Below are 24,374 nucleotides of genomic sequence, written 5' to 3'. Positions count from 1 at the left end.
CCTAGCCAGCCTCGCGCCCGACGCCGCAGACACCGGTGCCTGCCATCCGGCCGGCCTCGCGAAGCGCGCGGGCCGCTTCGCGCGGGCGGTCCGTGGCGATGATGTCCACGCCCGATACGCCCAGTTCGGCATAGCGCGCATCGCTGCCGTCGCGTTCGAATTGCCGGTCCAGCGACCGCGACCCGCCCAGCGTGCCGAAGATCACTTCCACATCGGCTGCGTCCAGCGCGGCATAAAGGTCGGGCCGGACGGTGCGGGTGCCGGTGAAGGCGACCAGCCTGTCCGCCGGGATGCCGGCCGTCACGGCTTCGTCGAGCGCGCCCGCTTCTTCCATGGACAGCGAGATCGTCATGTCCGGCGCAAGCTGGTGCAGGCGCACGGCCGAGCCGACCGAATAGGCGATCAGAACCACGTCCTGCGTCATCCCGGCCTCGCGGATCGCGGCAATCGTATCCTCGTAGCTGGCGGAGCGCTTGAAATCGATCTGCAGGACGGTCCGACCCTTCGCCCAGGCGAGAGCGGCCTGCAGCGTCGGGATGCCGTAGGGCGTGACCCAGCCTGACGCGTCGCGCAAGCGCAGGGCCGAAAGCGCAGGCCAGTCCAGCGCGGCCGCTTCGCCCGTACCGGTCGTGGTGCGGTCCAGCGTGTCGTCATGCATCAGGAACAGGACGCCGTCCCTGCTGCCCGCGACATCGATTTCCATGATCGCCGGGGCTTCGTGCAACAGGGCATCCATCGCCTCGATCGAGTTTTCCGGCAGGCCGGGCGTCGGCCCGCCGCGATGGGCGGAGACCAGCGTCCGGCCTTCGCGCTCGAAACAGTCGAGCGTGTCGGACAGGCTGCCATTCGTCGCGATGGACCACGCGCCCTCGCCCGCTTCGTCCCGATCGTCCTGCCCCTGCGCCGCGAGCGGCAGCACGCAGGCGAGAAGCCCCGCGGCAATCGCCGGACGTGACAGTCGCATGCGGGTACCGGTCAGACGCGCATCGGCATCAGGACGTAGAGCGCCGGGCTCTTTTCGTCCTTGCGGATCAGCGTCGGCGCGCCCGGATCGGCAAGGTGCAATTCCACCGTGTCGCTGTCGATCTGGCCGAGGATATCCTTCAGGTAATTGGCGTTGAAGCCGATCTCGAACCCTTCGGAACCGTATTCGGCGCTGATTTCCTCGGTCGCGGTGCCGTTGTCGGGGCTCGTGACGGACAGCGTCACACGATCCTTGTCCAGCCCCATCTTCACCGCGCGGGTCTTCTCCGTGGCGATGGTCGCCACGCGGTCGACGCCTTCGTGGAAGCTGTGCGGGTCGATCTTGAGCAGCTTGTCGTTGCCGGTCGGGATCACGCGGCTGTAGTCGGGGAATGTCCCGTCGATCAGCTTGCTGGTGAGGACCACGCCGCCCTCCCCGCCGACGGAGAATTTCACCTTGCTCGCGGACAGGTCGATGCGGACCTGCTTGTCCATCGATTCTTCCAAGAGCTTGCGCAGTTCGGCGACGGCCTTTCGCGGCACGATCACGTCGGGCATGCCTTCGGCGCCTTCGGGCTGCGCCAGCGTATAGCGCGCCAGCCGGTGGCCGTCGGTCGCGGCGGCCTTCAGGACCGGGCCGTCATCGTCGGCGACGTGGAAGAAGATGCCGTTCAGGTAGTAACGCGTTTCTTCCGTGCTGATCGCGAAGCGGGTCCGGTCGATCAGTTCGGCCAGCGTCTTGGCCGGCAGTTCGAAACTGGTCGGCAGGTCGCCTTCCACGATCACCGGGAAATCGTCGCGCGGCAGGGTCGGCAGCTTGAAGCGCGCCCGGCCCGCCTTGATGTCCATCCGGTTCTCGGCGGTTTCCAGGCTGACCTGGCTGCCTTCGGGCAGCTTGCGCGCGATGTCGAACAGGAGGTGGGCGGACACGGTGATTGCGCCTGCATCTTCCACCTTTGCCGCATCCATCCGCTCCACCACCTGCAGGTCGAGGTCGGTCGCGGTGACCTTGAGCGAGCCATCGGTATCGGCTTCGATCAGGACGTTGGAAAGGATCGGGATCGTGTTGCGCCGTTCCACCACGGACTGGACGTGGGAGAGACAGCGCAGCAGGGTCGCGCGTTCGATAGTGGCCTTCATCTAATCCCCCTTGGGCGTACAGCGAGGCAGGGCCCGGATGGCCGGAATCGCCCGCAAACGCAGGAAAACAGCCCGAATACCCTTAACGCGCATGGCCCTTGCGACAAGTGCGCAGTGCGGGCCGGTCCGATTCCTTGGGGATAAGCGGCGCTATCGGGCCGCAGGGGCCGCCGCGCCGGTGCGCATCATGGTGATGAAATTGGCCATGATCGTCGGGAAGTCCGCCAGCCGCCGGCGGAAATAGTCGGCATCCGCATTGCCGTCGACCGCGACGGTGTAGTCGATGCCGATCACGTCGTCCCTGACGAATACCCGGCCGAACAGGTTGCGCTCGTTATAGGCGATGGCGCGGCGGACCAGCGCATCGTCCACCGTGCTGCCGGGCGCGAAATTGGCGTAGAGGTAGAACACCTTGCACCGCTCCGTCGCCGCGTCGCACAGGTTCGGCTGGATGTAGAACTCGTAAGGCTGGCCCTCGGTCGAGGTGACCGTGGCCTTCCACTGGCTCACCCCGCCGACCTGCGTCCGCTCGCCTTCGAGGCCGAGCTGTTCGATCGCACCGGAAACTTCCGCATCGGTCAGCCCGTCCTGCGCCATGGCAGGGGCATGGAAGGCAATGGCCGCCAGCGCGGCGAAGGTGGCAAGGAAAGGTCTGAGCATCCTCAGACCATCGCCATCCCGCCATTAACATGCAGTGTCTGGCCCGTGACGTAGCCCGCCTCGTCCGACGCGAGATAGGCGACCGCGGCGCCGATATCGCCGCCCTCGCCCATGCGCCCTGCGGGAATGCGCGAATTGATGCCGGCCCTCTGGTCGTCCGTCAGCGCCTCCGTCATCGCGGTGCGGATGAAGCCGGGGGCGACGCAGTTCACCGTGATGTTGCGGCTCGCCAGTTCCTGCGCCAGGCTCTTGGACATGCCGGCAAGGCCCGCCTTGGCCGCGACGTAGTTCATCTGGCCGGGATTGCCGGTGGTTCCGACCACGCTGGTGATCGAGATGATCCGGCCGCCCTTGGCCTTCATCATCGGCCGGGCCGCGGCGCGCATCAGGCGGAACGACGCTTCCAGATTGATGCGGATTACATCGTCCCATTCCTCGTCCTTCATCCGCATGGCGAGGTTGTCGCGCGTGATGCCGGCATTGTTGACGAGGATGTCCATGCCGCCCAGCGTGTCGATCGTCGCGGGTACCAGTTCCTCGACCTGCTGGCTGTCCGAGAGGTTGCAGGTGATTTCCACGTGGTTGCCGCCGACCTCGTCCTGCAGCTGCTCGCGAAAGACGCGCAGCTTCTCCCCGTTGGAGCCGGACAGCGCCAGCCGCGCGCCCTGGCGGGCCAGCGCGTAGGCGATGGCGGACCCGATGCCGCCGCTTGCGCCAGTTACCAGCGCGGTCTTTCCTTCGAGGCTGAACATCATCCGATCTCCTTCGCGAGCGCTTCAAGGTCTTCCATCGTGATCGCGCTCGTCGCCTGCGCGTCCTTGTCGATCCGGCCGATCATCGGGCCGAGCACCTTGCCGCCCAGTTCCACGAAATGTTCGACGCCTGCGGCCCGCATCGCCAGCACGCTCTCGCGCCAGCGCACCCGGCCGGTCACCTGCTGCACCAGCAGGTCCTGTTCCTCGCGCGGATCGTCGGTCGCGGCGGCGGTGACATTGGCATAGAGCGGCAGTGCCAGCTCCTGCGGAGGCGTGTCGGACAGCGCCTCTGCCATGCGGTCGGCGGCGGGCTGCATCAGCGAACAGTGGAACGGCGCGGACACCGGCAGCGGGATGCCGCGCTTGATGCCGTGATCCTTCACCAGCGCGACCGCGCGCTCGATCGCGGCGGCGTGGCCGGACAGGACGACCTGCGAGGGATCGTTGTCATTGGCGATCTCGCACACCTGCCCTTCGGCCGCGGCCCGGGCGAGCTCTTCTGCCTTCTCGAGGTCCGCGCCCAGCAGCGCGCACATCGCGCCCTCGCCCACCGGCACCGCTTCCTGCATCGCCTGCCCGCGCAGCTTCAGCAGCAGCGCCGTCTCGGCCAGCGAGAACGCGCCCACCGCGCACAGCGCCGTGTATTCGCCAAGGCTGTGCCCGGCCACGCAGTCGCCCGCGTCCGTCAGCGATACGCCGAACTCGCTTTCCAGCACCCGCAGCGTGGCGATGGCATTGGCCATGATCGCGGGCTGCGCGTTTTCCGTCAGCGTCAGTTCGCCTTCCGGTCCGTCGCGCATGATGGTGGAAAGGTTCTGGCTCAGCGCGTCGTCCACTTCCTCGAAAGTGGCGCGCGCGATGGCGCTATTGTCGGCTAGCTCGGCGCCCATGCCGACCTTCTGGCTCCCCTGCCCGGGGAAAACGAATGCTCGCATCGATCAATCTCCTGTGGCCGGGCGGGCTATGCTGTCGCGCGTCCGCCCGCAACCCCGAACGGCACGACCTTGTTGGCGGCATCGTGCCCGATATCGGCGAAACCGAGATAGGGAATCCCGGCTTTGGTGCACCAGTGTCGCGCGATCTGTTCCTCGCTGAAGCCGAAGGGACGGTCGTTTTCCGGCACGTCGTTGATGCGCCCCAGCCGCAGTCCCGCGATACCGCGCAGGTGCTGCGTCACGTGGAAGAACAGCCGGTCTACGGCGTAGAGGTGCTCCGCCACTTCCTCCACCATCACCACGTGGCCGGTGAGGTCGGGCATGAACTGCGTCCCGCACAGCATGGCGAGCGTCATCAGGTTGAACGCGACCACGGGGCCCTCGCCGACCGTCTCCTCCACGCCCTCGCTCCCGCCGCACAGCCAGTCGACCGAGCGGCGCACCGCGGCATCGCCCCCGTCGCGGCGGATGTCCGTCGCCATGGGGCCGTGCGCGACCGTGCCGATGCCTTCGCGATAGAGCGCCGCCAGCAGGAAGCCGGTATCGGAATAGCCGCAATACCGCTTGGCCCGCGCGGCCTCGCCCAGCCGGGGCATCGCGTCGCCGACGATCCGGTTCGCGCCGTATCCGCCGCTGGCGAACCAGACCGCGTCGAAATCGGGATCGTTCGCGCATTCCAGGAACGCGGCCAGCCGGTCGGCGTCCTCCCCCGCGAAATGGCCGCGCCGGGCAAAGCACTGCTTGTGGAAGACCAGTTCGACATCGGTGCCGGCATAGAGGTCGAGCACCGCATCGGCGCGCTCTCGGGTTATGCGCTTGCCCGGGGCGCACAGGGCGATTCTCGTCATGGTCGAAACTCCTAGCGGCCTTGCGGCGCGGCGCACAACTGCATACCGCCGCTCGCCATGACGCAAGGCCCTAAGACCGATATCCCTTCCTACGAAGAGCTGCTCGCCCGTCCGTTCTTTTTCTGCGGCATAGGCGGGTCCGGCATGTTGCCGCTGGCCCAGATCCTGAAAGCGCGCGGGGCGCAGGTCGCCGGATCGGACCGCGGGTTCGACCAGGGGCTGACGCCGGAAAAATTCGCCGCGCTGGAACGGCAGGGCTTCGAACTGCACCCGCAGGACGGCAGCGGGATGACCGGCGCGGACCAGATTCTGGTCGCCTCCGCCGCGGTGGAGGACACGATCCCCGAAGTCGTCCGCGCGAAGGAACTGGGCTGCCTGACGCTCAGCCGCGCCGAGCTCAATTCGATCCTGTTCAACACCAGCGGCGCCGGCATCGGCATCGCGGGCACCAGCGGCAAGTCCACCGTGACCGGCATGCTGGGCTGGATCATGCACGCGGCAGGGCGCGAGCCGACGGTGATGAACGGCGCGGTGATGAAGAACTTCGTTACCGAGGACCGCCCCTTCGCCAGCAGCATCGTGGGCGGCCGCAGCATCTATGTCAGCGAAGTGGACGAAAGCGACGGATCGATCGCGCTCTATCGCCCGGCGGTCGGCGTGCTGCTCAATGTCAGCCTCGACCACAAGAGCATGGAGGAACTGCGCCAGCTGTTCGGCGATTTCCTGGGCCGCAGTCGGATCGCCGCGATCAATGCCGACGATGCGGAGGCGCTGCACCTGCTGCCGCGCGCGAACGAGGCGATCACTTTCGGCATCGAGCAGGAGCTCGCCCAGATCGGCATCGTGCCGGGCAGCATCGCCGAAGGTCCGACGAAACAGGCCGCGCTGGTGATCGACCGGCACGAAGGGTCCGAACATCCGCTGCGCCTCGCGATGCCCGGGCGGCACAACCTGTCGAACGCGCTCGCCGCCATCGCGGGCGCGGCGGCGGCCGGGGTACCGGTCGGCGCGGCAGTGGACGCGCTGGCCGGCTTTACCGGCCTTGCCCGCCGGTTCGACATCACCGGCATCAGCGCCAGCGGCATCACGGTGATCGACGATTTCGGCCACAATCCAGAGAAATGCGCCGCCACGCTGCGCACGCTGAAAGCGCACGAAGGCCGCGTCCTCGCCTTCTTCCAGCCGCACGGATACGGCCCCTTGCGCCAGATGGGCGCCGAGCTGGCGGAAACCTTCGCCCGCGAACTGGGCGATGCGGACACGGTGTTGCTGTGCGACCCTGTCTATTACGGCGGCACGACCGACCGGAGCGAGGGCAGCGAGCGTATCGTACGGCTGATCGAGCATGCGGGCGGCTCGGCCGAATATATCCCGGCGCGCAACGCCGTGGCGGACCGGCTGGTCAATCTGGCCCGGCCCGGCGACCGCATCGTGGTGATGGGCGCGCGCGACGACACGCTGACGAAGTTCGCGCGGGACCTGCTGGAAAGACTCTAGTCCGGGTCGCGCGCCGAAGCCTGCGGAGCGTCAGTGCGCCTCGGCGCCGTGACCGACCTTCAGCACCTTGTGCAGCACGAACACGATCACGGCGCCCACGACCAGCCCGACCACGGCGGATACCGCCGCATAGGTCGCCCAGCCGAGGAACCCGCCGAGCGAGCCGGTGGTGTTCTGGACCGCCATTTCCAGCCCGTGGCTGGCATCGTAGAGCGCGTGGAAGCCGAGTTCGTGCGTCCCGTGCAGCAAAATGCCGCCGCCGACCCACAGCATGGCCACCGTGCCGACCACGGACAGCACCGTCAGCAAATGCGGCATCCCGTTGACCAGTCCGCGTCCCACCGTCTGGGAGAACGAGGATTCGCGCTTCGACAGCGCGAGACCGACATCGTCCATCTTCACGATCAGCGCGACCGCGCCATAGACGAACACCGTCACGAGCACGCCGACCACCGCCAGCACGCCGGCCCGGATCCAGAAGGTTTCGGCCGTGACCTCGTTCAGCGTGATCGCCATGATTTCCGCCGACAGGATCAGGTCGGTGCGGATCGCGCCCGAAATCCGCTCCTTCTCGAACTTGGCCGGGTCCTCGATCGGGTCGTCCACGGTCTTGCCGTGCTTTTCCCCGCCCAGCTTTTCCATGACCTTCTCCGCCCCTTCGTAGGAGAGGTAGAGGCCGCCCAGCATCAGGATGAAGACCACCGCGACCGGCAGGAACTCGCTCAGCAGCACCGCGCCCGGCAGCAGGAAGATCAGCTTGTTCTTGAGGCTGCCTTTGGTGATCGACCAGATGATCGGCAATTCGCGCGCCGGGGAAAGGCCGGTGACGTAGCTCGGGGTGACGGCGGCATCGTCGATCACGACCCCTGCGGTCTTGGTCCCGGCGCGGCTGGCCGCCACCCCGATATCGTCCACGCCTGCGGCGGCGACCCGCGCGATGGCCGCCACATCGTCGAGCAGGGCTGTCAGTCCACCGGGCATGTCGCGTATCCTCCTGTTGCGATCGGCGCGTGCTTGCCCGCCTGCGCGCGGACGCGCAACCGGCACGTAGGCAAGGCTGTCCTACAATGCACCAGACGTGCTTTGGTGGCGCGATGGATCGCGTATTTCGAATCGTTTGCTCGAGCGGTGCCGCGTGCTGCATCGGCAGCGGGGCTGCCGCCCTGCCCTCATTCGTCTTGCGAGCTCCGCACCGGAGAAACGCGCGCGGAAAGCGACACATCGAGACACGAAATGCCTCGCAAGCCATTGTGAAACAGGGTGAAACTGGCCTTATGCGAAAGCGCAAAACACCCCGGTCCGTGTCAACCGCGGTCTGCACAATGCCTTGCATTCGCCGGCGATCCCGCTATGTGCGCCGCTTCCCTGCCATGGGCGACGGCCTGTGGTGGGGAAACCAAGAAAGCCGGAGGGGCCCCGTCATCCGGACGGATCAGCCAGCGATCGGCACCAACTGAAAGGACATGGAATGGCTCTTTACGAGCATGTGTTCCTTGCGCGCCAGGATCTCAGCCAGTCGCAAGTCGACGCGCTGGCCGCGCAAGCCACCGAAATCGTGGAAGCGAACGAAGGCAAGGTCACCAAGACGGAGACCTGGGGCCTCAAGTCGCTCGCCTACAAGATCGACCGCAACCGCAAGGCGCATTTCGTGCTGCTCAACATCGAAGGCCCGGGCTCCGTGGTCGCCGAACTCGAGCGCCAGACGCGCATCAACGAAGACGTCATCCGCTACATGACCATCCGCGTGGACGAACACGAGGAAGGCCCCAGCGTGATGATGCGCAAGAACGAGCGCGACTCCAAGAAGCGCCGCGACCGTGAGGACCGAGACTGATGGCCCGCCCGTTTTTCCGCCGCCGCAAGACCTGCCCGTTCTCCGGCAAGAACGCGCCCGTCATCGATTACAAGGACACGCGTCTGCTGCAGGGCTTCATGTCCGAACGCGGCAAGATCGTCCCGTCCCGCATCACCGCAGTTTCGGCCAAGAAGCAGCGCGAACTCGCCAAGGCGATCAAGCGCGCGCGTCAGATCGGCCTGCTGCCCTACATCGTGAAGTAAGGGAGAAGTTACATGGATATCATTCTCCTCGAACGGATCGGCAATCTCGGCTCGATCGGTGACGTCGTCACCGTGAAGGACGGCTACGCCCGCAACTTCCTGCTCCCGCAGAAGAAGGCCCTGCGCGCCAACGAAGCCAACAAGAAGGTCTTCGAAGCCAACCGCGAGCGGCTCGAGAAGGAAAACGCCGAACGCCGCAGCGAAGCCGAGAAGTCGGGTGGCAAGGTGGACGGGACGGAAATCGTCCTGATCCGCGCGTCCTCCAACGCCGGCCAGCTCTACGGCTCGGTCAACGTTCGCGACATCGTGAACGGCCTCGCGGACAAGGGTCACGAGATCGACAAGAAGCAGATCGTGATGGGCAGCCCCATCAAGACGATCGGCATGCACGAAGTGACCGTGGCGCTGCACCCCGAGGTGCACGTGACCGTCAAGGCCAACGTCGCGCGTTCCGAAGACGAAGCCGAGCTGCAGTCGCAGGGTATCGACGTCCTCGCCCAGCTGTTCGAAGACGAACAGAAGGAAATCGAGGAAGCCGCCGAAGCGAACCGCATCGACCCGAACCTCGAGCCGGGCGAAATCCCCGCCGAGCTGATGGAAGACGGCGTCAGCAATCCGGAAGGCCAGACCGAAACGGAATCGCTGATCGAAGCGACCGACCCGGACAACCGGTCGGACGACTGATCGCCTTTCGCACATGACAACGAAAGGGGCGCGGTCCGGCAGGGATCGCGCCCCTTTTGCATATCCGGGTTCCATTCCCGGCCGATGACAGGATAAGAGCGCGCCATGGACGAAATACCCACCCTCCTCGACAAGCTCGAAACGCTTTACGACGCATCGATCGAACGCTTGCGCGACGATGTCATGGCCTTCGGCCGCGACCGTACCCTGCCCCCGCCCGAACGCCGGACGGACGGGTCCTACGCCTATCCCGAGATCCGCCTGCGCTTTCGCGGCGGGGACCAGCCGGAAGACCGCAGCCGCGCCTTCGGCCGGCTGAACGCGGCGGGCCTCTACACCACCACCGTAACCCGCCCCGCCCTGTTCCGGGAATACCTCGCCGAACAGCTCCAGCTGATCGCCGGCAATTACGAGGTCGAGGTCGAGGTCGGCACGTCCACGCAGGAGATACCCTTCCCCTACGTGCTGGACGGCGACGCGGGCAAGGAACTGGTCGGCGTCGATCCCAACCAGATCGCCCGCCATTTCCCCAGCACCGAGCTGGCCGATATCGGCGACGAGCTGGCGGACGGGATCGAGCTGGACAATCCGGACGATCCGATCCCGCTCTCGCTGTTCGACGCGCTGCGCACCGATTTCAGCCTCGCCCGGCTCGCCCACTACACCGGCACCCGCCCGGAAGATTTCCAGCGCTTCATCCTGTTCACCAACTATCATCGCTATGTCGATGAATTCGTGAGCTGGGCCGGAAAGCAGCTGGGGCGCAACGGCTACACCGCACTGGCCGGCGCAGGGGGCCTGCACATTTCCGAACGCACCGACAGCGCGCAGGACCAGCTCTCCGACACCGCCTGGCGCCGCCACCAGATGCCTGCCTACCACCTCGTCGGCGAAGGGCGCGGCGGCATCACGCTGGTCAATATCGGCGTCGGTCCCAGCAACGCGAAGACCATCTGCGACCACCTCGCCGTGCTGCGGCCCGAAGCATGGCTGATGATCGGCCACTGCGGCGGTCTGCGGCCGAGCCAGAAGATCGGCGACTACGTGCTCGCCCACGCCTATCTGCGCGACGACCACGTCCTCGACCCGGTGCTGCCGCCCGAAATCCCGCTGCCCGCCATCGCCGAAGTGCAGCAGGCGCTCGCCGCCGCAGCGGAGGAAGTCAGCGGCGAACACGGCAACGACCTGAAGAAACGCATGCGCACCGGCACGGTGGTGACCACGGACGATCGCAACTGGGAACTGCGTTACACCCAGTCGGCACGGCGCCTCTCGCTCAGCCGCGCGGTCGGCATCGACATGGAAAGCGCGACCATCGCCGCGCAAGGGTACCGCTTCCGCGTCCCCTACGGCACGCTGCTATGCGTCAGCGACAAGCCGCTGCATGGCGAGATCAAGCTGCCGGGGCAGGCGAACAAGTTCTACGAGGAAGCGATCGCCGCGCACATGCAGATCGGCCTCGCCACCTGCCGCCGCCTGCGCGAGGAAGGCCCGCGCCTGCACTCGCGCAAGCTGCGCGCCTTCAACGAACCGCCGTTCCGGTAAGGCGCGAAGCCTACCCCGCGCCCTTGGTCTTGGTCCGGCCGGCGCGGGCGTTTGTTGCGATGAAGTCGATGATCTGACCGGCGATGTCCTTCTCGGTCGCGGCCTCGATGCCTTCGAGTCCGGGGGAAGAGTTCACTTCCATGATCACCGGCCCGTGATTGCTGCGCAGCATGTCCACGCCGCACACGTTCAGGCCCATTCGCTTGGCCGCGCGCACCGCCGTGCTGCGCTCTTCCGGCGTGATCTTGATCAGCTGCGCACTGCCGCCGCGGTGGAGGTTGCTGCGGAAATCGTCCGGCGCGCCGGTGCGCTTCATCGCCGCCACGACCTTACCGCCGATGACCAGCGCACGGATATCCGTGCCGCCCGCTTCCTTGATGAACTCCTGCACCAGGATGTTGACGTTCGCGCCGCGGAACGCCTCGATAACCGACTTCGCGCTGCTCATGGTCTCGGCAAGGACGACGCCGATGCCCTGCGTCCCTTCCAGCAGCTTGATGACCACCGGCGGACCCTTGACCGCCTTGATGATCTCCTCCGCCTGGTTGGGATCGTTGGCGTAGGCGGTCAGCGGCAGGCCGAGCCCGTGCTTGGCGAGGATCTGCATCGACCGCAGCTTGTCCCGGCTGCGCCCGATGGCGACGCTCTCGTTCAGCGGCCACACGCCGCTCATCTCGAACTGGCGCAGCACGGCGAGGCCGTAATTGGTGACCGAGGCACCGATGCGCGGGATCACCGCGTCATACCCGGTCAGCGTCTCACCCTGGTAGGTCAGGGTGGGACGATGGCTGGCGATATTCACCGTGCAACGGGTGGTGTTGAGGATGTCGAGCGTGTGCCCGCGCTCCTCGGCCGCCTCTTTCAGGCGCCGGTGCGAATACAGCTTCGCATTCCGGGCAAGCATGGCGATTTTCATGTGCGATCCTTACGGTTTGTGACCCCTGGCGGTCTTTATCTCTGGTGTCTGCAGCCACGAATAGCCGGAATCGACGACGAACCTGCGCCGCAGCGAGGAACGGCCGATCAGCATCGGGAACTTCATGTCGGACCGGTCCGCGAGGCTGATCTCGGCGCGGAACTCGACATCGCCGATGCGCATCGGGGTCTTGATGACATAGCGCATCTGCTTCTCGCCATTGGAGCTGGTGATCCCGCGCACGTCGACATGCACGGCCTCGCAGATCTGTCGGACCTTCTGCTCCCGGAAATCGACCGAGAAGCGCACATATCGCTGCCCGTCGCGCTCGAATTCCTCGAGCACGTCCGCGTGCAGCGAGGACGTGCGCGCGCCGGTATCGATCTTGCCCGGAACCTCGTGCAGGCCGAGCTCGGGCAGATGGATCAGCTCGCGCCAGCCGACCACGGGGAGTTGGTTGCGTGTCTTCGTCATTCGATGATGGCCAATCCGTCCCCGCCGTCGCCCACCGCCAGGCGGCGCAGGACCCGCCCGCTGGCGAAGTCCACTTCCGCGATAGTGTCGGTGCCGGTTTCGGCGACATAGATCCGGTCGCCGTCGGGGGACCACAATATGGTGACTTGGAAGCGAGTCTCCGCTTCCTCCCGACCCGATACCGGAATGCTCCTCACCGCCCGCGCGCTCGCCGTGTCGATGACCGTCAGCGCACCGTCCTGCAGGTCCGCCGTTACGGCGTAATCGCCCTGCGGCCGGACTGCGATGCGCAGCGGAAAATCGCCCGTCGCGATCTCGCTGCGGATTTCGAGCGTCTGCGGGTCCAGCGCGAAAGCCTTGTCCGATCCGCGGGCCGAGACCCAGAGCGTCTTGCCGTCGGGCGAAAGCGCGATGCCTTCGGGCTCCTCGCCCACTTCGACCGAACGCGGGGCACGTCGCGTGACCAGGTCCACCGCCGTTACCGTCCGCGATCCCAGGTCGGTCGTCCACGCCTGCCGCGCATCGGGCGAGACCACCAGCATGTGGGTCCCTTCCTTGCCGGTGGCGAAGGCAAAGACTTCCGCATCCGGGTCCAGTGGCCGCGCGATCCGATAGACGCGTCGTTGGCCTTCGGCGGTGGCGAACAGGTCGCCATTGGCGTGCCAGACGATACCGTGCGGGCGGGCGTTCTCGCCGAGGTCGATGCTCCCGATCCGTTCGAGGTCGGACGTGCGGAAGATATCGACGCTCGTACCGCCATAGCAGGCAAGCGCCACGTGCCGGTCGTCCGGAGACGTCGCCAGCTCGTGGGGGTTCGCGCAGCTCTCGACGCGCAGCGTCTCCTCCCCGCTCGCGAGGTCCACCTTCGACAGGGAGTTGCCGAACTTGTTCGCCACGAACAGCGCGCCACCCGGGCCCCGCTCTCCTCTCACGGAGGCGCTTTCGCCGACAGGCGCGCAGGCGGCCGCCAGCAGGGCCGGCACGACCAGGGGAACGAGCTTCGCGATCATGCGCCCTGCCCTAGCACCAGACGGCGCGGCTTGGGAATATCGCCGCCTACCAGCCGCTTTCCATGCCCGCGTTCTGCTCGTCGAGCCACGCCTTCAGTGGTGCGAAATACTCGACCAGCGCCTGCCCGCTCATCTCGCGCGTGCCGGTAAAGGCTTCCAGCGCATCGGGCCAGGGTTTGCTGGCGCCCATTTCGAGCATGGCGTTGAGGTTCTCGCCCACTTCCTCGTTGCCGTAGAAGGAACAGCGGTGCAGCGGCCCTTCCCAGCCGGCCTGGTCGCAGGCCGCCTTGTAGAACTGGAACTGCAGGATGCGAGCGAGGAAGTAACGCGTGTAGGGCGTGTTGCCCGGGATGTGGTACTTCGCGCCCGGGTCGAAGGCATCGGCCGGCCGGTCGACCGGCGGGGTGATGCCCTGGTACTCGCGCTTCAGCTCGTGCCACGCCGTGTTGTACTGGGCGGGCGAGATCGAGCCGTCGAACACGCCCCAGCGCCACTTGTCGACCAGCAGGCCGAAGGGGAGGAAGGCGATCTTGTCCATCGCCTGCCGCAGCAGCAGGCCGATATCCTTGTCCGCGCCCGGCACGTCCGCACGATCCAGCATGTCGATCTGGACGAGGTATTCGGGCGTGATGGACAGCGCGATCATGTCGCCGATCGCTTCGTGGAAGCCGTCATTCGCGCCGTTCAGGTGCAGCGGATCCTGCTCCTTGTAGGCGCGCTGGTAGTAGTTGTGGCCCAGTTCGTGGTGGATCGTGATGAAGTCGTCGGCATTTTTCTTGATGCACATCTTGATCCGGATATCGTCCTTGTTGTCGATATCCCACGCGCTGGCGTGGCAGACCACTTCGCGGTCGGCGGGCTTCACGAACTGGCTGCGCTCGTAGAACGTCTCGGGCAGCGGCTCGAAGCCGAGCGAGCTGAAGAACTGCTCGCCCACGCGCACCATGTCGGTTTCGCTGTATCCCTTCTCCACGATCAGGTCGGTCAGGTCGTAGCCGAGGTCACCCGATCCCTCGGGCGCGACGAGCGGGTAGATATTGCCCCATTCCTGCGCCCACATATTGCCCAGCAGGTCGGCGCGGATCGGGCCTGTCGCGGGCTGGATCGCGTCCCCGTACTTCTCGTTCAGCTTGCCGCGCACATAGGTGTGCAGCGCGATGTAGAGCGGCTTCACCTCCTGCCACATGCGTTCGAGATCGGCGGTGAATTCCTCCGGCGGCATGTCGTATCCGCTGCGCCACATGGTGCCGACATTGTCGAAGCCGAGTTCGGCCGCGCCCTCGTTGGCGATCTCCACCATCCGCGCGTAGTCTTCCTTCATCGGCGCGCCGACATTGGTGTGCCAGCTGGCCCACATCTCGGCATATTCCTCGGGCGTGTGGTCGAGATTGCCCATCTCCGCCTCAATGTCCGATCCGTTGATCTCCTCGCCGTTCAGCGTGCCCTTGCCCTTGCCGTACTGGCTGTTGAGGCTGGTCGCGATCTCGTTCAGCTCCGTCGCCGCGCCGTCCGTGGTCGGCGCCGGCAGGACGATGCCGTTGCGAAGGATGTCGAGCTTGCGGGCGACTTCCGGGTCGAGCCCGGGAACCTGCGCGTATTTTGCCGCCTCCAGCGCGAAGTTGACCGACATCTCGGTTCCTTCCGCGCCGACTTCCGCCGCCATCGCGTCGGTATCGTGCGTAAGGTAGGTGCTGTTGACCCAGTACACCCGGCTCGCGCGGATCGAGTAATCGAACATTTCTCGCTCGACCATCGCGACCCAGTCGGCGGCACCCTGCGCGGTCATCGGGAAGTCGGCTGTGGCCTCCGCAGTCGCCATGCCGTCCTGTGCGATCGCGGGCGTGGCAAGCGAAATGGCCAGCGCGGCGAGCGAAGTGCGAAGAAGTTTCATGCGGAAAATCCTATGGATGGTATCGGGTTTCAACTGAAAACAGATTTGAACCGCGACGCGGCGATAATCAAGCGCGATCGCCGAGCCAGTCCGCGATCGCCCGCCCCAGATCGGGTTTGGTGACGCTGGACATGTGCGTGCCCGGAACCGCGACGTATCGCGCATCGGGAAGGAGCTTCGCCAGCTCTTCCGCGGATCCGTTGTCGCGGTCCTCGTCCCCGCACACGACCAACGTCGGCATGGTGACGTTGGCCAGATCGGCCAGGTCCATGTCGGGCAGGCTCTGCAGCAGCAGGCGCGCGGCGACGCGGTCCACGCCTTGCGACTTCAGGAACTGCATGGAGAAATAGGCCGGATCGCCGCGCGGTATGGCCTCGAATTCGTCGATGACGCGCAGGAAGAAGGCGGAGCGGTCGGACCATTCGCCAAGCCCCGCCGTACCCATTCCGCCGATCACCAGCCGGTCCGGGGTCAGCAGCCCCTGCCCCACGGCATGGAGCGAGGTGCGCGCACCCAGCGAGAACCCGCCCAGCACGTAGCTTTCCAGACCCAGATGCTCGACCAGCGCGACCACGTCGCGCACCAGCACGTTGCGCGGATATCTGTCCGGATCGTGCGGTGCCTCGCTTTCCCCATGCACGCGGAAGTCGGGCATCAGCACTTCGTATCCGGCCCCGGCAATCCGCTCCGCATGGCCCCACTTTATCCAGTTCATCTGCGCACTGGAAAACAGGCCGTGGAGCAGGACGAACGGGACACCCGCGCCCGTGCGATGCAGGGCGAGTTCGGTACCGTCGAAACTGGTGAAACGTTCGGTCTTCACCGGAAGAAGCAGGTCGTGCCCGCATACAGGCTCTCGACCGTCCGGGCATCGCCCTCGCCCGTCAGGAAGCCGTTGATGCCCTCGCCGGTCGTGAATTCGTCACCCAGCGTGCTGTCCACCAGTTCGACGGTGTAGGCCGCGTCGAGTTCGGCGAAGCTGCTGCCAACGGTGATGCCGCCGTCCTTTGTGGCGATGTCCGCATCGCCTTGCTCGAGCACCCATCCGGCCATCCGGCCGTCCTGGAAGTTGATCGTCAGGCCGCCATCGAACCGGCTCGATTCGACAGGCCCCGCGCCGCATTCCTCGTTGCGTCCGCGTTCTGCCACGGGGCCGAGGCTCTTCGCCAGTTCCGCTTCGACCTGATCGCGCGGGGCATTGTTGCCCAGCGTCGCACCCATCGGGCCCATGACCGTGATTTCCGGCCCCGTCAGGCGGATCGACCCGGGCGCATCGGTCGCCATCTTGGGCGTGCCAGGCAGGTCATCGGCATCCTGCTGCTCGGCCGCATTGTCGCATGCCCCCAGCATGAGGAGCGACGCGGTGATGGCAAGGGCAATGGCGCGCATGATCAGTGACCTCGTGTCAGCCTTTCTTCAGGTGCCGGCGGCCGAGCAGTTCGGCGATCTGCACCGCGTTCAGCGCCGCTCCCTTACGCAGGTTGTCGGACACGCACCAGAGCGTCAGCCCGTTCTCGACCGTCGGGTCCTCGCGCACGCGGCTGATATAGGTGGCACCGTCCCCGGCGCTTTCCACCGGCGTGACGTATCCGCCGTCCTCGCGCTTGTCGACGACCATGCAGCCGGGCGCCTCGCGCAGGATATCGAGCGCGTGATCGGCGGAAATCTCGTTCTCGAACTCGATATTCACCGCCTCGGAATGGCCGACGAACACCGGCACGCGCACGCAGGTCGCGTTGAGCTTGATCTTGGGGTCGAGGATCTTCTTGGTCTCGACCACCATCTTCCATTCTTCCTTGGTCGATCCGTCGTCCAGGAACACGTCGATATGCGGGATGACGTTGAAGGCGATCTGCTTGGTGAAAGCGACCGGCTCCACCGGGTCGCCGACGAAGATCGCGCGGCTCTGGTTGAACAGTTCGTCCATCCCCGCCTTCCCCGCGCCCGAAACGGACTGGTAGGTGCTGACGACGACGCGCTTGATCTTCGCCGCATCGTGCAGCGGCTTGAGCGCGACGACCAGCTGCGCGGTCGAGCAGTTGGGATTGGCGATGATGTTGCGCTGGGTGTATCCGTCGATCGCGTCCGGGTTCACTTCCGGCACGATCAGCGGCACGTCAGGCTCCATTCGGTAGAGCGAGCTGTTGTCGATCACCACGCAGCCGGCCGCGGCCGCCTTGGGCGCGTATTCCTTCGCCGGGCCGCTTCCCGCGGCGAAAAGCGCGATGTCCCAGCCGGACCAGTCGAAATGCTCGATGTTCTTGCACTTCAGCATTCGCCCGGTGTCGCCGAATTCGACTTCGACGCCCTGCGAGCGGCTGCTGGCGACGGCTGCCACCTCGTCGCAGGGGAACTCGCGCTCCGCCAGGATCTGCATCATTTCGCGCCCGACATTCCCCGTCGCGCCGACAACGGCTACCCGATAGCCCATTCATTCGCTCCTGTTCGTCTTCGCGGGCCGAGATAGCGACTGCAGCCATGCCCGCAAGCGTGCATTCGAAGGCGAAGGCCTAGACCAGTCCGGCGAGGTCCAGTGCCAGCACGCCAAGGGCGGCGAACGATCCGAGCGCGCCGGGCAGCGTAATCCACCGCTTGCCGACACCCTCGCGCCAAGCGAGGAGGTTGAGGACGCCGAACACCGTCAGGAAGACGAGGCTGGCCGCACTGACGAGGCCCGACAGCCCGCCGATGACCGCCAGCACCAGTGCTGGCACCGCGATCAGCAGGACCGCCGCTGACGGCGCGCCCTGCGAATTGCTGGCCGCGAACCGGTCCGGCAGGTCCCCGTCCTGCGCCACTTCCTTTGCCAGCCGCGCGGAGGAAAACAGCGTGGCGTTGATCGCCGAAACGGTGGACAGGGCCGCGGCCAGCGTCACCGCGATCAGCCCGGGGGTGCCCAGCGCTGCCTGGCCGGCATTGGCCAGCGCGATCTCGCCATCCTCGATGACCGTCTTGGTGCCCGTCAGCATCGGCACGGCCAAGGCCACCAGCACGTAGATCAGCGCGGCGCTGCCGATCGCCCAGGGCATGATCCGCCCCATCAGGGCCTTGCGGTCCTCCATCTCCTCGTAATCGTAGGCTAGCAGTTCGAAGCCCTCATAGGCCATGAAGACGCTCGCCGCGCCGATCACGATGCCGAGCAGGCCCGGCTGCGCGGAAATTTCCAGCTTCGCGGCTTCGAACTGCGAGAGGCCGAGCCCGGCGAGCCCGGCGAGTATCAGCAGTTTCACGACCACGATGCCGATCTCGACCCCTGTCGCCTGCCCCGCGCCGCGCAAGTTCAATACCGTCATCGCCAAGATCGCGCCGCTCGCCATGGCGGGCGGAAGCCATGCCGGTCCGCCGAGCACGTTTCCGACATAGGCGCCGAAGGTGAAGGCGTAGACGGCGGAGGTCAGGACGTAGCCTGTCAGCAGCACCCAGGCCGATGTCCGGGCGATCCGTTTCCGACCGGTATCGCGCAAAAAGCTGTAGATCCCGCCCGGCTCGTCCTTGTCCACCGTCAGCGCGGCGAGGCTGTGTCCCGTGGCATAGGCGATGAGGCCGCCGATGACGAAGCTGACGGCCGCCCACTTGCCGGCGTGGGAAATCACCACGCCAAGCGTCGAGAAGATCCCACCGCCGACCATGCCGCCCACCGCGATGGCCCACACGGCGGCAAAGCCGATTTTGCCCTGTCCGGATGTCCGCCCGCCCATGGCCTTATTCCGGCGGGGTCACCCCGTGGCTTTCTAGGAAGCGGAAGATCGTGTTCCACAGATGCGGGCTGATGTTCTCGCCGCTCACCCGGTGGGTGTAGCCAGGATACAGCATCATCTCGAACGGCACGTTGCCTTCCTGCAGGACGGAAATCAGCTCGCTCGAATTCTCGAACACCACGTTGTCGTCCGCCATGCCGTGGATCAGCAGCAGCGGATCGGCGATCTTCGTCGCTTCCGGGATGGCGCTCGCCGCCTCGTAGGCTTCGGGGACCACGTTCGGATTGCCCATGAAACGCTCGGTATAGTGCGTGTCGTAAAGCTCCCACTTGGTCACCGGTGCGCCGGAGACGCCGGCCGCATACAGGCCCGGATCGGCCTGCAACTGCTTCAGGGTCATGTACCCGCCATAGGACCAGCCATAGAGCGCGATCTTGTCCGGATCGACGAAGTCGAGCGTCTTCAGGTATTCCGCGCCCAGCTTCTGGTCGCGCACCTCGACCCCGCCCATCGCGTGATAGAGAGGCTGCTCGAAAGCGACGCCCCGATTGGCGCTGCCGCGATTGTCGAGCTCGAACCAGATGTAGCCCGCATCGACCACCGCCTGCTGCAGCGCGCCGTCCCAGCCATGGGTCACGATCTGCGGACCCGGCCCGCTATAGTGGTGGTAGAACACCGGGTACCGCTTGCCCGGCTCCATCTTCGGCGTGACCATCTTCCAGAACAGGTCGGTGCCGTCCTGCGTCGCGATCGTGCCGTAACGCGCCGGCTCGTGGCTGGCGAGGAACGGGGCGTAAGGGTGGTCCGCATCCAGCGCATTCTCTTCCACCCAGGTCAGGCGGTTGCCTGCGGCATCGGCGAAATAGGACTGCGGCGGCTGGTTGTGCGAGGACCGGCTGACCAGCAGGGTGCGCCCGTCCCGGTCCATGCTGGCCCCGTGCGTAAAACCCTCTTCCGTCAGCCGCTGGCGCGTGCCGCCCGCGAGCGGGACGGAGTAGACCTGCTGTTCGAGCACATTGTCAGCATTGGCGGTGAAGAACACCCGGCCCGCATTCTCGTCCACCCCGACCAGCGAGGTGACGACGTAATTGCCGCTGGTGAGCTTCGTCGTCTCCCCCGGTACGCCGTCCTCGTCGAACACGATCCGGTAGAGATGGCCGAACCCGTCGCGCTCCGACCACCAGACGAGCGAGCCATCGGCCAGGAAGCGGTAATTGTCAGACAGGTTGATCCAGTAATTCTCGGCCGCGCGCTCGCGCAGGGCCAGGCTGGTTTCCCCGGTCGCGGGATCGACGCGGAGGAGGTCCAGCAGGGTCTGCTCGCGGTCCTGCCGCTGGACGTAGAGCGAACCGTCCGGCGCCCAGTCCACCCGGGCGAGATAGATATCCGTCTCGTCTCCAAGGTCCACCTTCACCCGGTTTCCGCCATCGGGATCCATAACGTAGAGTTCGACGATCGCGTTGTCGCTGCCCGCCACCGGATAGCGCTGGTCGAACACGCGCGTCCCGGTCGCGCCGATCGCGGCCCGCGTGACGATGCCGACGGGGCTTTCGTCGGTGCGCTGGACGGCAAGGCGGCTGTCGTCGGGTGACCACCAGTATCCGGTCAGCCGGCCCATTTCCTCCTGCGCGACGAATTCCGCCTCACCCCAGCGGATCGTCTCGCCTTCCTTCGGCGTGATCGGCGCGGCTTCGCTCCCCACCTCGCCGACCCACAGCTGCCGGTCGCGCACGAACGAGACGTAGCCGCCCTCCTCGCTCAGCTTGGGATTGAGTTCGCTTTCCTCGGTATCGGTCAGCCGGGTGACGCTCCCGTCGAGCCGCGCGAGATACAGGTCACCGTCGAGCGGGACCAGCACGCCGCTGCCGTCGGAATTCCACTGGTAGTTGATGATGCCCTTGAGATTGCCGACGCGCGCACGTTCGCGCTGCATCTTCTCGTCTTCGGACAGTTCGCGGCCCGATCCCAGCGCTTCGCTGTCGACCAGCATGGTCCATTCGCCGCTCTCGCGGTCGTAGCCCCACAAATCGTACCGCTCGCGGTCGTCGGCCCGGTTACGCAGCAGGGTGAGGTATCGCCCGTCGGGCGAAAGCTTCGCCTGCCGCGGGCTGGCGCCGTCGAGGCTGGGACTGGCGAAGACCCGTTCGAAGGACAGGGTCGATCCTTGTGCCTGCTCGTTCATCGCGGGACGCTCCTGCGCAGCGAGCGGTGTGGCGAGAGCCAGGCCGAGGGCGAGAGGAGCGACGGCAGTAAGCAGGTAACGCATTGCAAGGATGGACCCCGTTCAGACAACAAAAGAAAAGGCGCCCCGGCTTGTAAGCCGGAGCGCCCTTTCGTCAAACTGAAGTGTGTGCCGGGATCAGGCCTTAACGTTGTCCCGACGCTCCGCGATACGCGCGCTCTTGCCGGTGCGGCCGCGCAGGTAATACAGCTTCGCACGACGCACGACGCCGCGACGGACCACCGTCACGCTGTCCACGATCGGCGAGTAGAGCGGGAATACGCGCTCCACGCCTTCGCCGAAGCTCATCTTGCGCACGGTGAAGTTGGAACCCATGCCGCGGTTCGACCGCGCGATGACCACGCCTTCGAAGTTCTGCACGCGCTCGCGCTGGCCTTCGACGACCTTCACGCCGACGCGCACGGTGTCGCCCGCACGGAAATCCGGAATGTCCTTGCCGAGGTTTTCGATCGCCTCGGCTTCGAGTGTCTGAATCAGGTTCACGTCCCTGGTCCTTCCTTGTCATGCCGCGCGCCAGAGGCAGGCTGGGCCCGAGCGTTGGAATAACGCTCCCAAAGGTCCGGCCTGCGTAACCGAGTGTCTTCTTCCGCGCGGGCTTTCCTCCACGCGGCGATCTTCGCATGATCCCCCGATCGCAGCACTTCGGGGATCGTGCGCCCTTCCCATTCCTGAGGTCGGGTGTAGTGCGGGTATTCGAGCAGATCGTCCTCGAACGATTCCTCGACCCCGCTTGAAGGCGCGCCCATTACTCCGGGAAGCAGCCGAATGCAAGCATCGAGTATGGCGATTGCCGCCGGTTCCCCGCCCGACAGGACAATGTCGCCAAGGCTCACTTGTTCGATGAACGGACGGCCTTCGAAAAGCCGCTCGTCGAACCCTTCGAACCGGCCGCACAGCAGCGCGATACCCGGCCCTTCGGCGATTTCGCGGATGCGCGCCTGCGTGATCGGCGCGCCGCGCGGTGTCAGCGCCAGCATCGGCCGCGCCGGACCGTCGGCGCGCACCCGGTCCACTGCCGCAGCCAGCACATCCGCCTTCAGCACCATGCCCGCCCCGCCGCCGGCAGGCGTATCGTCCACGGTGCGGTGCCGGTCGGTCGCGAAATCGCGAATCTGGACCGCCTCGCACGACCAGTCGCCCCGCTCCAGCGCGCGCCCCGCCATGGACACGCCCAGCGGTCCGGGAAACATCTCGGGATAAAGGGTCAGGACAGTCGCGGCGAAGGTCATGGTGCGCGCGGTTTAGGCATGCGGGGAAATATTGCCAGCGATTGTCACGCGCATTTCACGAACACCACGCCGTCACCCGTAATGGCCGCATCGCCGATGGTGACGGGATCGTACTGCGCATCATTTGCCGGCCGGAGGATGGCGAGGCCATCCGGTCCACGGCTTTCGATCGGGAGGTCGTCCAGCGGTTCGTCCAGATCGATCCGCGGATAGTCGCCCAGGACCACACGCGCGGTGTCGTCGTGGTCGGAAATGCGTCCCTTCAGAGCAATCCCTGCGGGACTGGCCTCGATCCGGAAGTCGGGCTGGCGACAATCGGCATCGACCCCCTTCGCGACCCAGCTGCCGGTCAGATAGTCCCTGGTCAAGGCGATGCCGCCGGCCCGGGCCGGATCCCGGTCACGGGCTGGCGGGTCGATTTCCGAGACGTTGCGGGCAATCAGTGTTCCCTCGCCCTGCTGGCAGAAGCTCGCATCGGCCAGTTCGCCGGAATAGCGCACATAGTCACCCGGGCCGAAGTCCGCTTCCCCAAGGCTCAGGGCATAGACCTTGCCGTCGGGCGTGCGCAGCACGGGGCATTCGACGCCGGCTTCGATGTGTCCTTCGACCGTGACGAGCCGGACCTCGCCCGAAGGTCGCGTGCTGGCTGCGGCGTCCTCGGCCGGATCGGACGATGAACCGGGAGACGGCGCGTCCTGTTGCGTGGCGTCTCCGTCGCCCGAAGAGCATGCCGCCAGCGATATTGCGCCGGCGGTCGTGCAAAGCATTTTCGCAAAGGTCATGCCATCCGAATGGATCGGCAATGGCGAGCGTTCCTAATCGGCGAAATCGGCGCTGACGACCAAGCGTTCAGCATCCCAGCCCGGCACTGCCTGCTTCGTCAGCGGGACCATGAAGGTCTTGCCGGGTTTACCGTCGGTGGCGGGCCGTTCGATCTCGACGATGTCGGTCGCGCCGAAATTCTCGACCGCGACGACCGTGCCGAGCGGGTCGCCGGCGTCGGAGACGGCCGCGAGGCCAAGGAGGTCGGCGTGGTAATATTCGCCCTCGCCGGGGTCCGGCAGGGCGGAGCGCGGGACGGTCAGGACCGTGCCGCGCAGCTTTTCGGCCGCGGTCCGGTCGGTCACCTGCGCGAAGCGGGCGATGGCGCCGCCCTTGTTGTCGGACTTCACCTTTTTGAGCGTCAGGGCACCGTCGTTGAACGAAGTGTGCGCCTTCAGCATATCCAGCCCTTCGCCGAAGAGCTTGAGGCGAACCTCGCCCGCCACGCCATGCGCACCGGTGATGGCGGCAAGGGTGACGGGCCGGTCCTGCATCGGATTGGCTTAGTCGGCCTTCTCTTCGGAAGCGTCTTCGGCCGGAGCTTCGTCGGCCTTGGCCTCTTCCTTGGCTTCCTCGGCGGTGTCGGCGGCTTCCTCGGCGGCGCCTTCTTCGGCGGGCGCGTCAGCGGTCTTCGCTTCTTCCTCGGCAGCCTTGGCGGCTTCCTCGGCTTCGCGCTGCTTCTCGGCCTTTTCCTCGAGGCGTTCCTTGGCCTTCTCGCCCGGTTCGGCCTTCTGCGGGTTGTTGCGCGCTTCGCGCTCTCGGATGCCGGCAGCATCGAGGAAGCGGGCCACGCGGTCGCTCGGCTGCGCGCCGACGCCCAGCCAGTAGCGGGCACGATCCTCGTTCAGCACGACGCGCTTGTCGTCGTCCTTGGCGAGCAGCGGGTTGTAGGTGCCGATCTGCTCCAGGTAGCGACCGTCGCGCGCCTTGCGGCTGTCGGCCGCCACGATGCGGTAATAGGGGCGCTTCTTCGCACCGCCGCGGGAGAGACGTAGGGAAATTGCCAT

The 24,374-nt window shown here is 66.2% G+C and carries 26 protein-coding genes; 5 read left to right on the top strand and 21 right to left on the bottom strand.

Annotated elements, in window-relative coordinates; all coding sequences use genetic code 11:
• Window position 1: 1 nt before the first annotated feature.
• The 6 genes from AB1K63_RS02320 to AB1K63_RS02295 all read right to left on the bottom strand — a co-directional run bounded on the left by AB1K63_RS02320 (window position 2) and on the right by AB1K63_RS02295 (window position 5,301).
• Window positions 2-964 carry a glycerophosphodiester phosphodiesterase family protein gene (locus AB1K63_RS02320; RefSeq protein ID WP_366958312.1) on the bottom strand — a complete coding sequence of 321 codons (963 nt, stop codon included), beginning with the start codon at window positions 962-964 and terminating at the stop codon, window positions 2-4.
• Window positions 965-975: 11 nt separating this feature from the next.
• Window positions 976-2,103: a DNA polymerase III subunit beta gene (gene dnaN / locus AB1K63_RS02315; RefSeq protein WP_366958311.1), complete on the bottom strand. Its 1,128-nt coding sequence runs from the start codon at window positions 2,101-2,103 to the stop codon at window positions 976-978.
• A 150-nt stretch (window positions 2,104-2,253) separates the two neighbouring features.
• Window positions 2,254-2,763, bottom strand: a complete 510-nt coding sequence (locus AB1K63_RS02310; protein WP_366958310.1) for a YbjN domain-containing protein — start codon at window positions 2,761-2,763, stop codon at window positions 2,254-2,256.
• Window positions 2,764-2,765: 2 nt separating this feature from the next.
• Window positions 2,766-3,515: a 3-oxoacyl-[acyl-carrier-protein] reductase gene (gene fabG, locus AB1K63_RS02305; protein ID WP_366960629.1), complete on the bottom strand. Its 750-nt coding sequence runs from the start codon at window positions 3,513-3,515 to the stop codon at window positions 2,766-2,768.
• Complete coding sequence (gene fabD, locus AB1K63_RS02300; RefSeq protein WP_366958309.1) at window positions 3,515-4,453, bottom strand: ACP S-malonyltransferase; 939 nt, start codon at window positions 4,451-4,453, stop codon at window positions 3,515-3,517. Before fabD ends, fabG begins: the two co-directional genes overlap by 1 nt.
• Window positions 4,454-4,479: 26 nt before the next feature.
• Window positions 4,480-5,301 (bottom strand): LD-carboxypeptidase, encoded by an 822-nt coding sequence (locus tag AB1K63_RS02295; RefSeq protein ID WP_366958308.1) that lies wholly within the window; start codon window positions 5,299-5,301, stop codon window positions 4,480-4,482.
• 57 nt (window positions 5,302-5,358) lie between these two features.
• On the opposite strand from AB1K63_RS02295, the gene AB1K63_RS02290 reads away from it, so the two are divergent.
• Window positions 5,359-6,798, top strand: coding sequence for a Mur ligase family protein (locus AB1K63_RS02290; RefSeq protein ID WP_366958307.1), 1,440 nt, complete (start codon window positions 5,359-5,361; stop codon window positions 6,796-6,798).
• Window positions 6,799-6,828: 30 nt separating this feature from the next.
• On the opposite strand, the gene AB1K63_RS02285 is transcribed toward AB1K63_RS02290, so the two are convergent.
• A complete protein-coding gene (locus tag AB1K63_RS02285; protein ID WP_366958306.1) occupies window positions 6,829-7,779 on the bottom strand; it encodes a DUF808 domain-containing protein in 951 nt (316 codons plus the stop codon).
• Between the two features lie 487 nt (window positions 7,780-8,266).
• Between AB1K63_RS02285 and rpsF the strand changes: the two genes are divergently transcribed.
• The 4 genes from rpsF (at window position 8,267) to AB1K63_RS02265 (ending at window position 11,085) form a co-directional block, all read left to right on the top strand.
• The gene (rpsF, locus tag AB1K63_RS02280) at window positions 8,267-8,632 is read left to right on the top strand and encodes a 30S ribosomal protein S6 (protein WP_366958305.1); all 366 of its coding nucleotides are present in this window, start codon (window positions 8,267-8,269) and stop codon (window positions 8,630-8,632) included.
• A complete protein-coding gene (rpsR, locus tag AB1K63_RS02275; RefSeq protein WP_366958304.1) occupies window positions 8,632-8,856 on the top strand; it encodes a 30S ribosomal protein S18 in 225 nt (74 codons plus the stop codon). Before rpsF ends, rpsR begins: the two co-directional genes overlap by 1 nt.
• A gap of 12 nt (window positions 8,857-8,868) precedes the next feature.
• Window positions 8,869-9,540 (top strand): 50S ribosomal protein L9, encoded by a 672-nt coding sequence (gene rplI / locus AB1K63_RS02270; protein WP_366958303.1) that lies wholly within the window; start codon window positions 8,869-8,871, stop codon window positions 9,538-9,540.
• Between the two features lie 105 nt (window positions 9,541-9,645).
• A complete protein-coding gene (locus AB1K63_RS02265; protein ID WP_366958301.1) occupies window positions 9,646-11,085 on the top strand; it encodes an AMP nucleosidase in 1,440 nt (479 codons plus the stop codon).
• Between the two features lie 10 nt (window positions 11,086-11,095).
• On the opposite strand, the gene rimK is transcribed toward AB1K63_RS02265, so the two are convergent.
• The 14 genes from rimK to rpsP form a co-directional block, all read right to left on the bottom strand.
• Window positions 11,096-12,001: a 30S ribosomal protein S6--L-glutamate ligase gene (gene rimK / locus AB1K63_RS02260; RefSeq protein WP_366958300.1), complete on the bottom strand. Its 906-nt coding sequence runs from the start codon at window positions 11,999-12,001 to the stop codon at window positions 11,096-11,098.
• 9 nt (window positions 12,002-12,010) lie between these two features.
• Window positions 12,011-12,475 (bottom strand): RimK/LysX family protein, encoded by a 465-nt coding sequence (locus AB1K63_RS02255; protein ID WP_366958299.1) that lies wholly within the window; start codon window positions 12,473-12,475, stop codon window positions 12,011-12,013.
• On the bottom strand, window positions 12,472-13,485 hold the full coding sequence (locus AB1K63_RS02250) for a YncE family protein (protein WP_366958298.1): 1,014 nt from the start codon (window positions 13,483-13,485) through the stop codon (window positions 12,472-12,474). The genes AB1K63_RS02255 and AB1K63_RS02250 overlap by 4 nt, the downstream gene beginning before the upstream one ends.
• A gap of 46 nt (window positions 13,486-13,531) precedes the next feature.
• The gene (locus AB1K63_RS02245; protein ID WP_366958297.1) at window positions 13,532-15,376 is read right to left on the bottom strand and encodes a M2 family metallopeptidase; all 1,845 of its coding nucleotides are present in this window, start codon (window positions 15,374-15,376) and stop codon (window positions 13,532-13,534) included.
• A gap of 67 nt (window positions 15,377-15,443) precedes the next feature.
• Window positions 15,444-16,199 carry an alpha/beta fold hydrolase gene (locus tag AB1K63_RS02240; protein ID WP_366958296.1) on the bottom strand — a complete coding sequence of 252 codons (756 nt, stop codon included), beginning with the start codon at window positions 16,197-16,199 and terminating at the stop codon, window positions 15,444-15,446.
• On the bottom strand, window positions 16,196-16,765 hold the full coding sequence (locus tag AB1K63_RS02235) for a hypothetical protein (protein ID WP_366958294.1): 570 nt from the start codon (window positions 16,763-16,765) through the stop codon (window positions 16,196-16,198). The genes AB1K63_RS02240 and AB1K63_RS02235 overlap by 4 nt, the downstream gene beginning before the upstream one ends.
• Window positions 16,766-16,781: 16 nt before the next feature.
• Complete coding sequence (locus tag AB1K63_RS02230) at window positions 16,782-17,807, bottom strand: aspartate-semialdehyde dehydrogenase (protein WP_366958293.1); 1,026 nt, start codon at window positions 17,805-17,807, stop codon at window positions 16,782-16,784.
• Window positions 17,808-17,886: 79 nt separating this feature from the next.
• The gene (locus tag AB1K63_RS02225) at window positions 17,887-19,074 is read right to left on the bottom strand and encodes an APC family permease (protein ID WP_366958292.1); all 1,188 of its coding nucleotides are present in this window, start codon (window positions 19,072-19,074) and stop codon (window positions 17,887-17,889) included.
• Between the two features lie 4 nt (window positions 19,075-19,078).
• Entirely contained in the window at window positions 19,079-21,340 is a 2,262-nt protein-coding gene (locus AB1K63_RS02220) for a DPP IV N-terminal domain-containing protein (protein WP_366958291.1), read from the bottom strand.
• A 93-nt stretch (window positions 21,341-21,433) separates the two neighbouring features.
• On the bottom strand, window positions 21,434-21,799 hold the full coding sequence (gene rplS, locus AB1K63_RS02215) for a 50S ribosomal protein L19 (RefSeq protein ID WP_366958290.1): 366 nt from the start codon (window positions 21,797-21,799) through the stop codon (window positions 21,434-21,436).
• A complete protein-coding gene (gene trmD / locus AB1K63_RS02210; RefSeq protein ID WP_366958289.1) occupies window positions 21,796-22,545 on the bottom strand; it encodes a tRNA (guanosine(37)-N1)-methyltransferase TrmD in 750 nt (249 codons plus the stop codon). Before trmD ends, rplS begins: the two co-directional genes overlap by 4 nt.
• Window positions 22,546-22,589: 44 nt before the next feature.
• Window positions 22,590-23,312: a DUF5818 domain-containing protein gene (locus AB1K63_RS02205; protein WP_366958288.1), complete on the bottom strand. Its 723-nt coding sequence runs from the start codon at window positions 23,310-23,312 to the stop codon at window positions 22,590-22,592.
• Window positions 23,313-23,360: 48 nt separating this feature from the next.
• Window positions 23,361-23,861, bottom strand: coding sequence for a ribosome maturation factor RimM (gene rimM / locus AB1K63_RS02200; RefSeq protein ID WP_366958287.1), 501 nt, complete (start codon window positions 23,859-23,861; stop codon window positions 23,361-23,363).
• 9 nt (window positions 23,862-23,870) lie between these two features.
• Window positions 23,871-24,374 carry a 30S ribosomal protein S16 gene (gene rpsP, locus AB1K63_RS02195; RefSeq protein ID WP_366958286.1) on the bottom strand — a complete coding sequence of 168 codons (504 nt, stop codon included), beginning with the start codon at window positions 24,372-24,374 and terminating at the stop codon, window positions 23,871-23,873.

It is taken from the genome of Qipengyuania sp. JC766, from assembly GCF_040717445.1.
Lineage (GTDB): Bacteria > Pseudomonadota > Alphaproteobacteria > Sphingomonadales > Sphingomonadaceae > JC766.
This window is presented reverse-complemented; position numbering and strand designations above follow the sequence as displayed.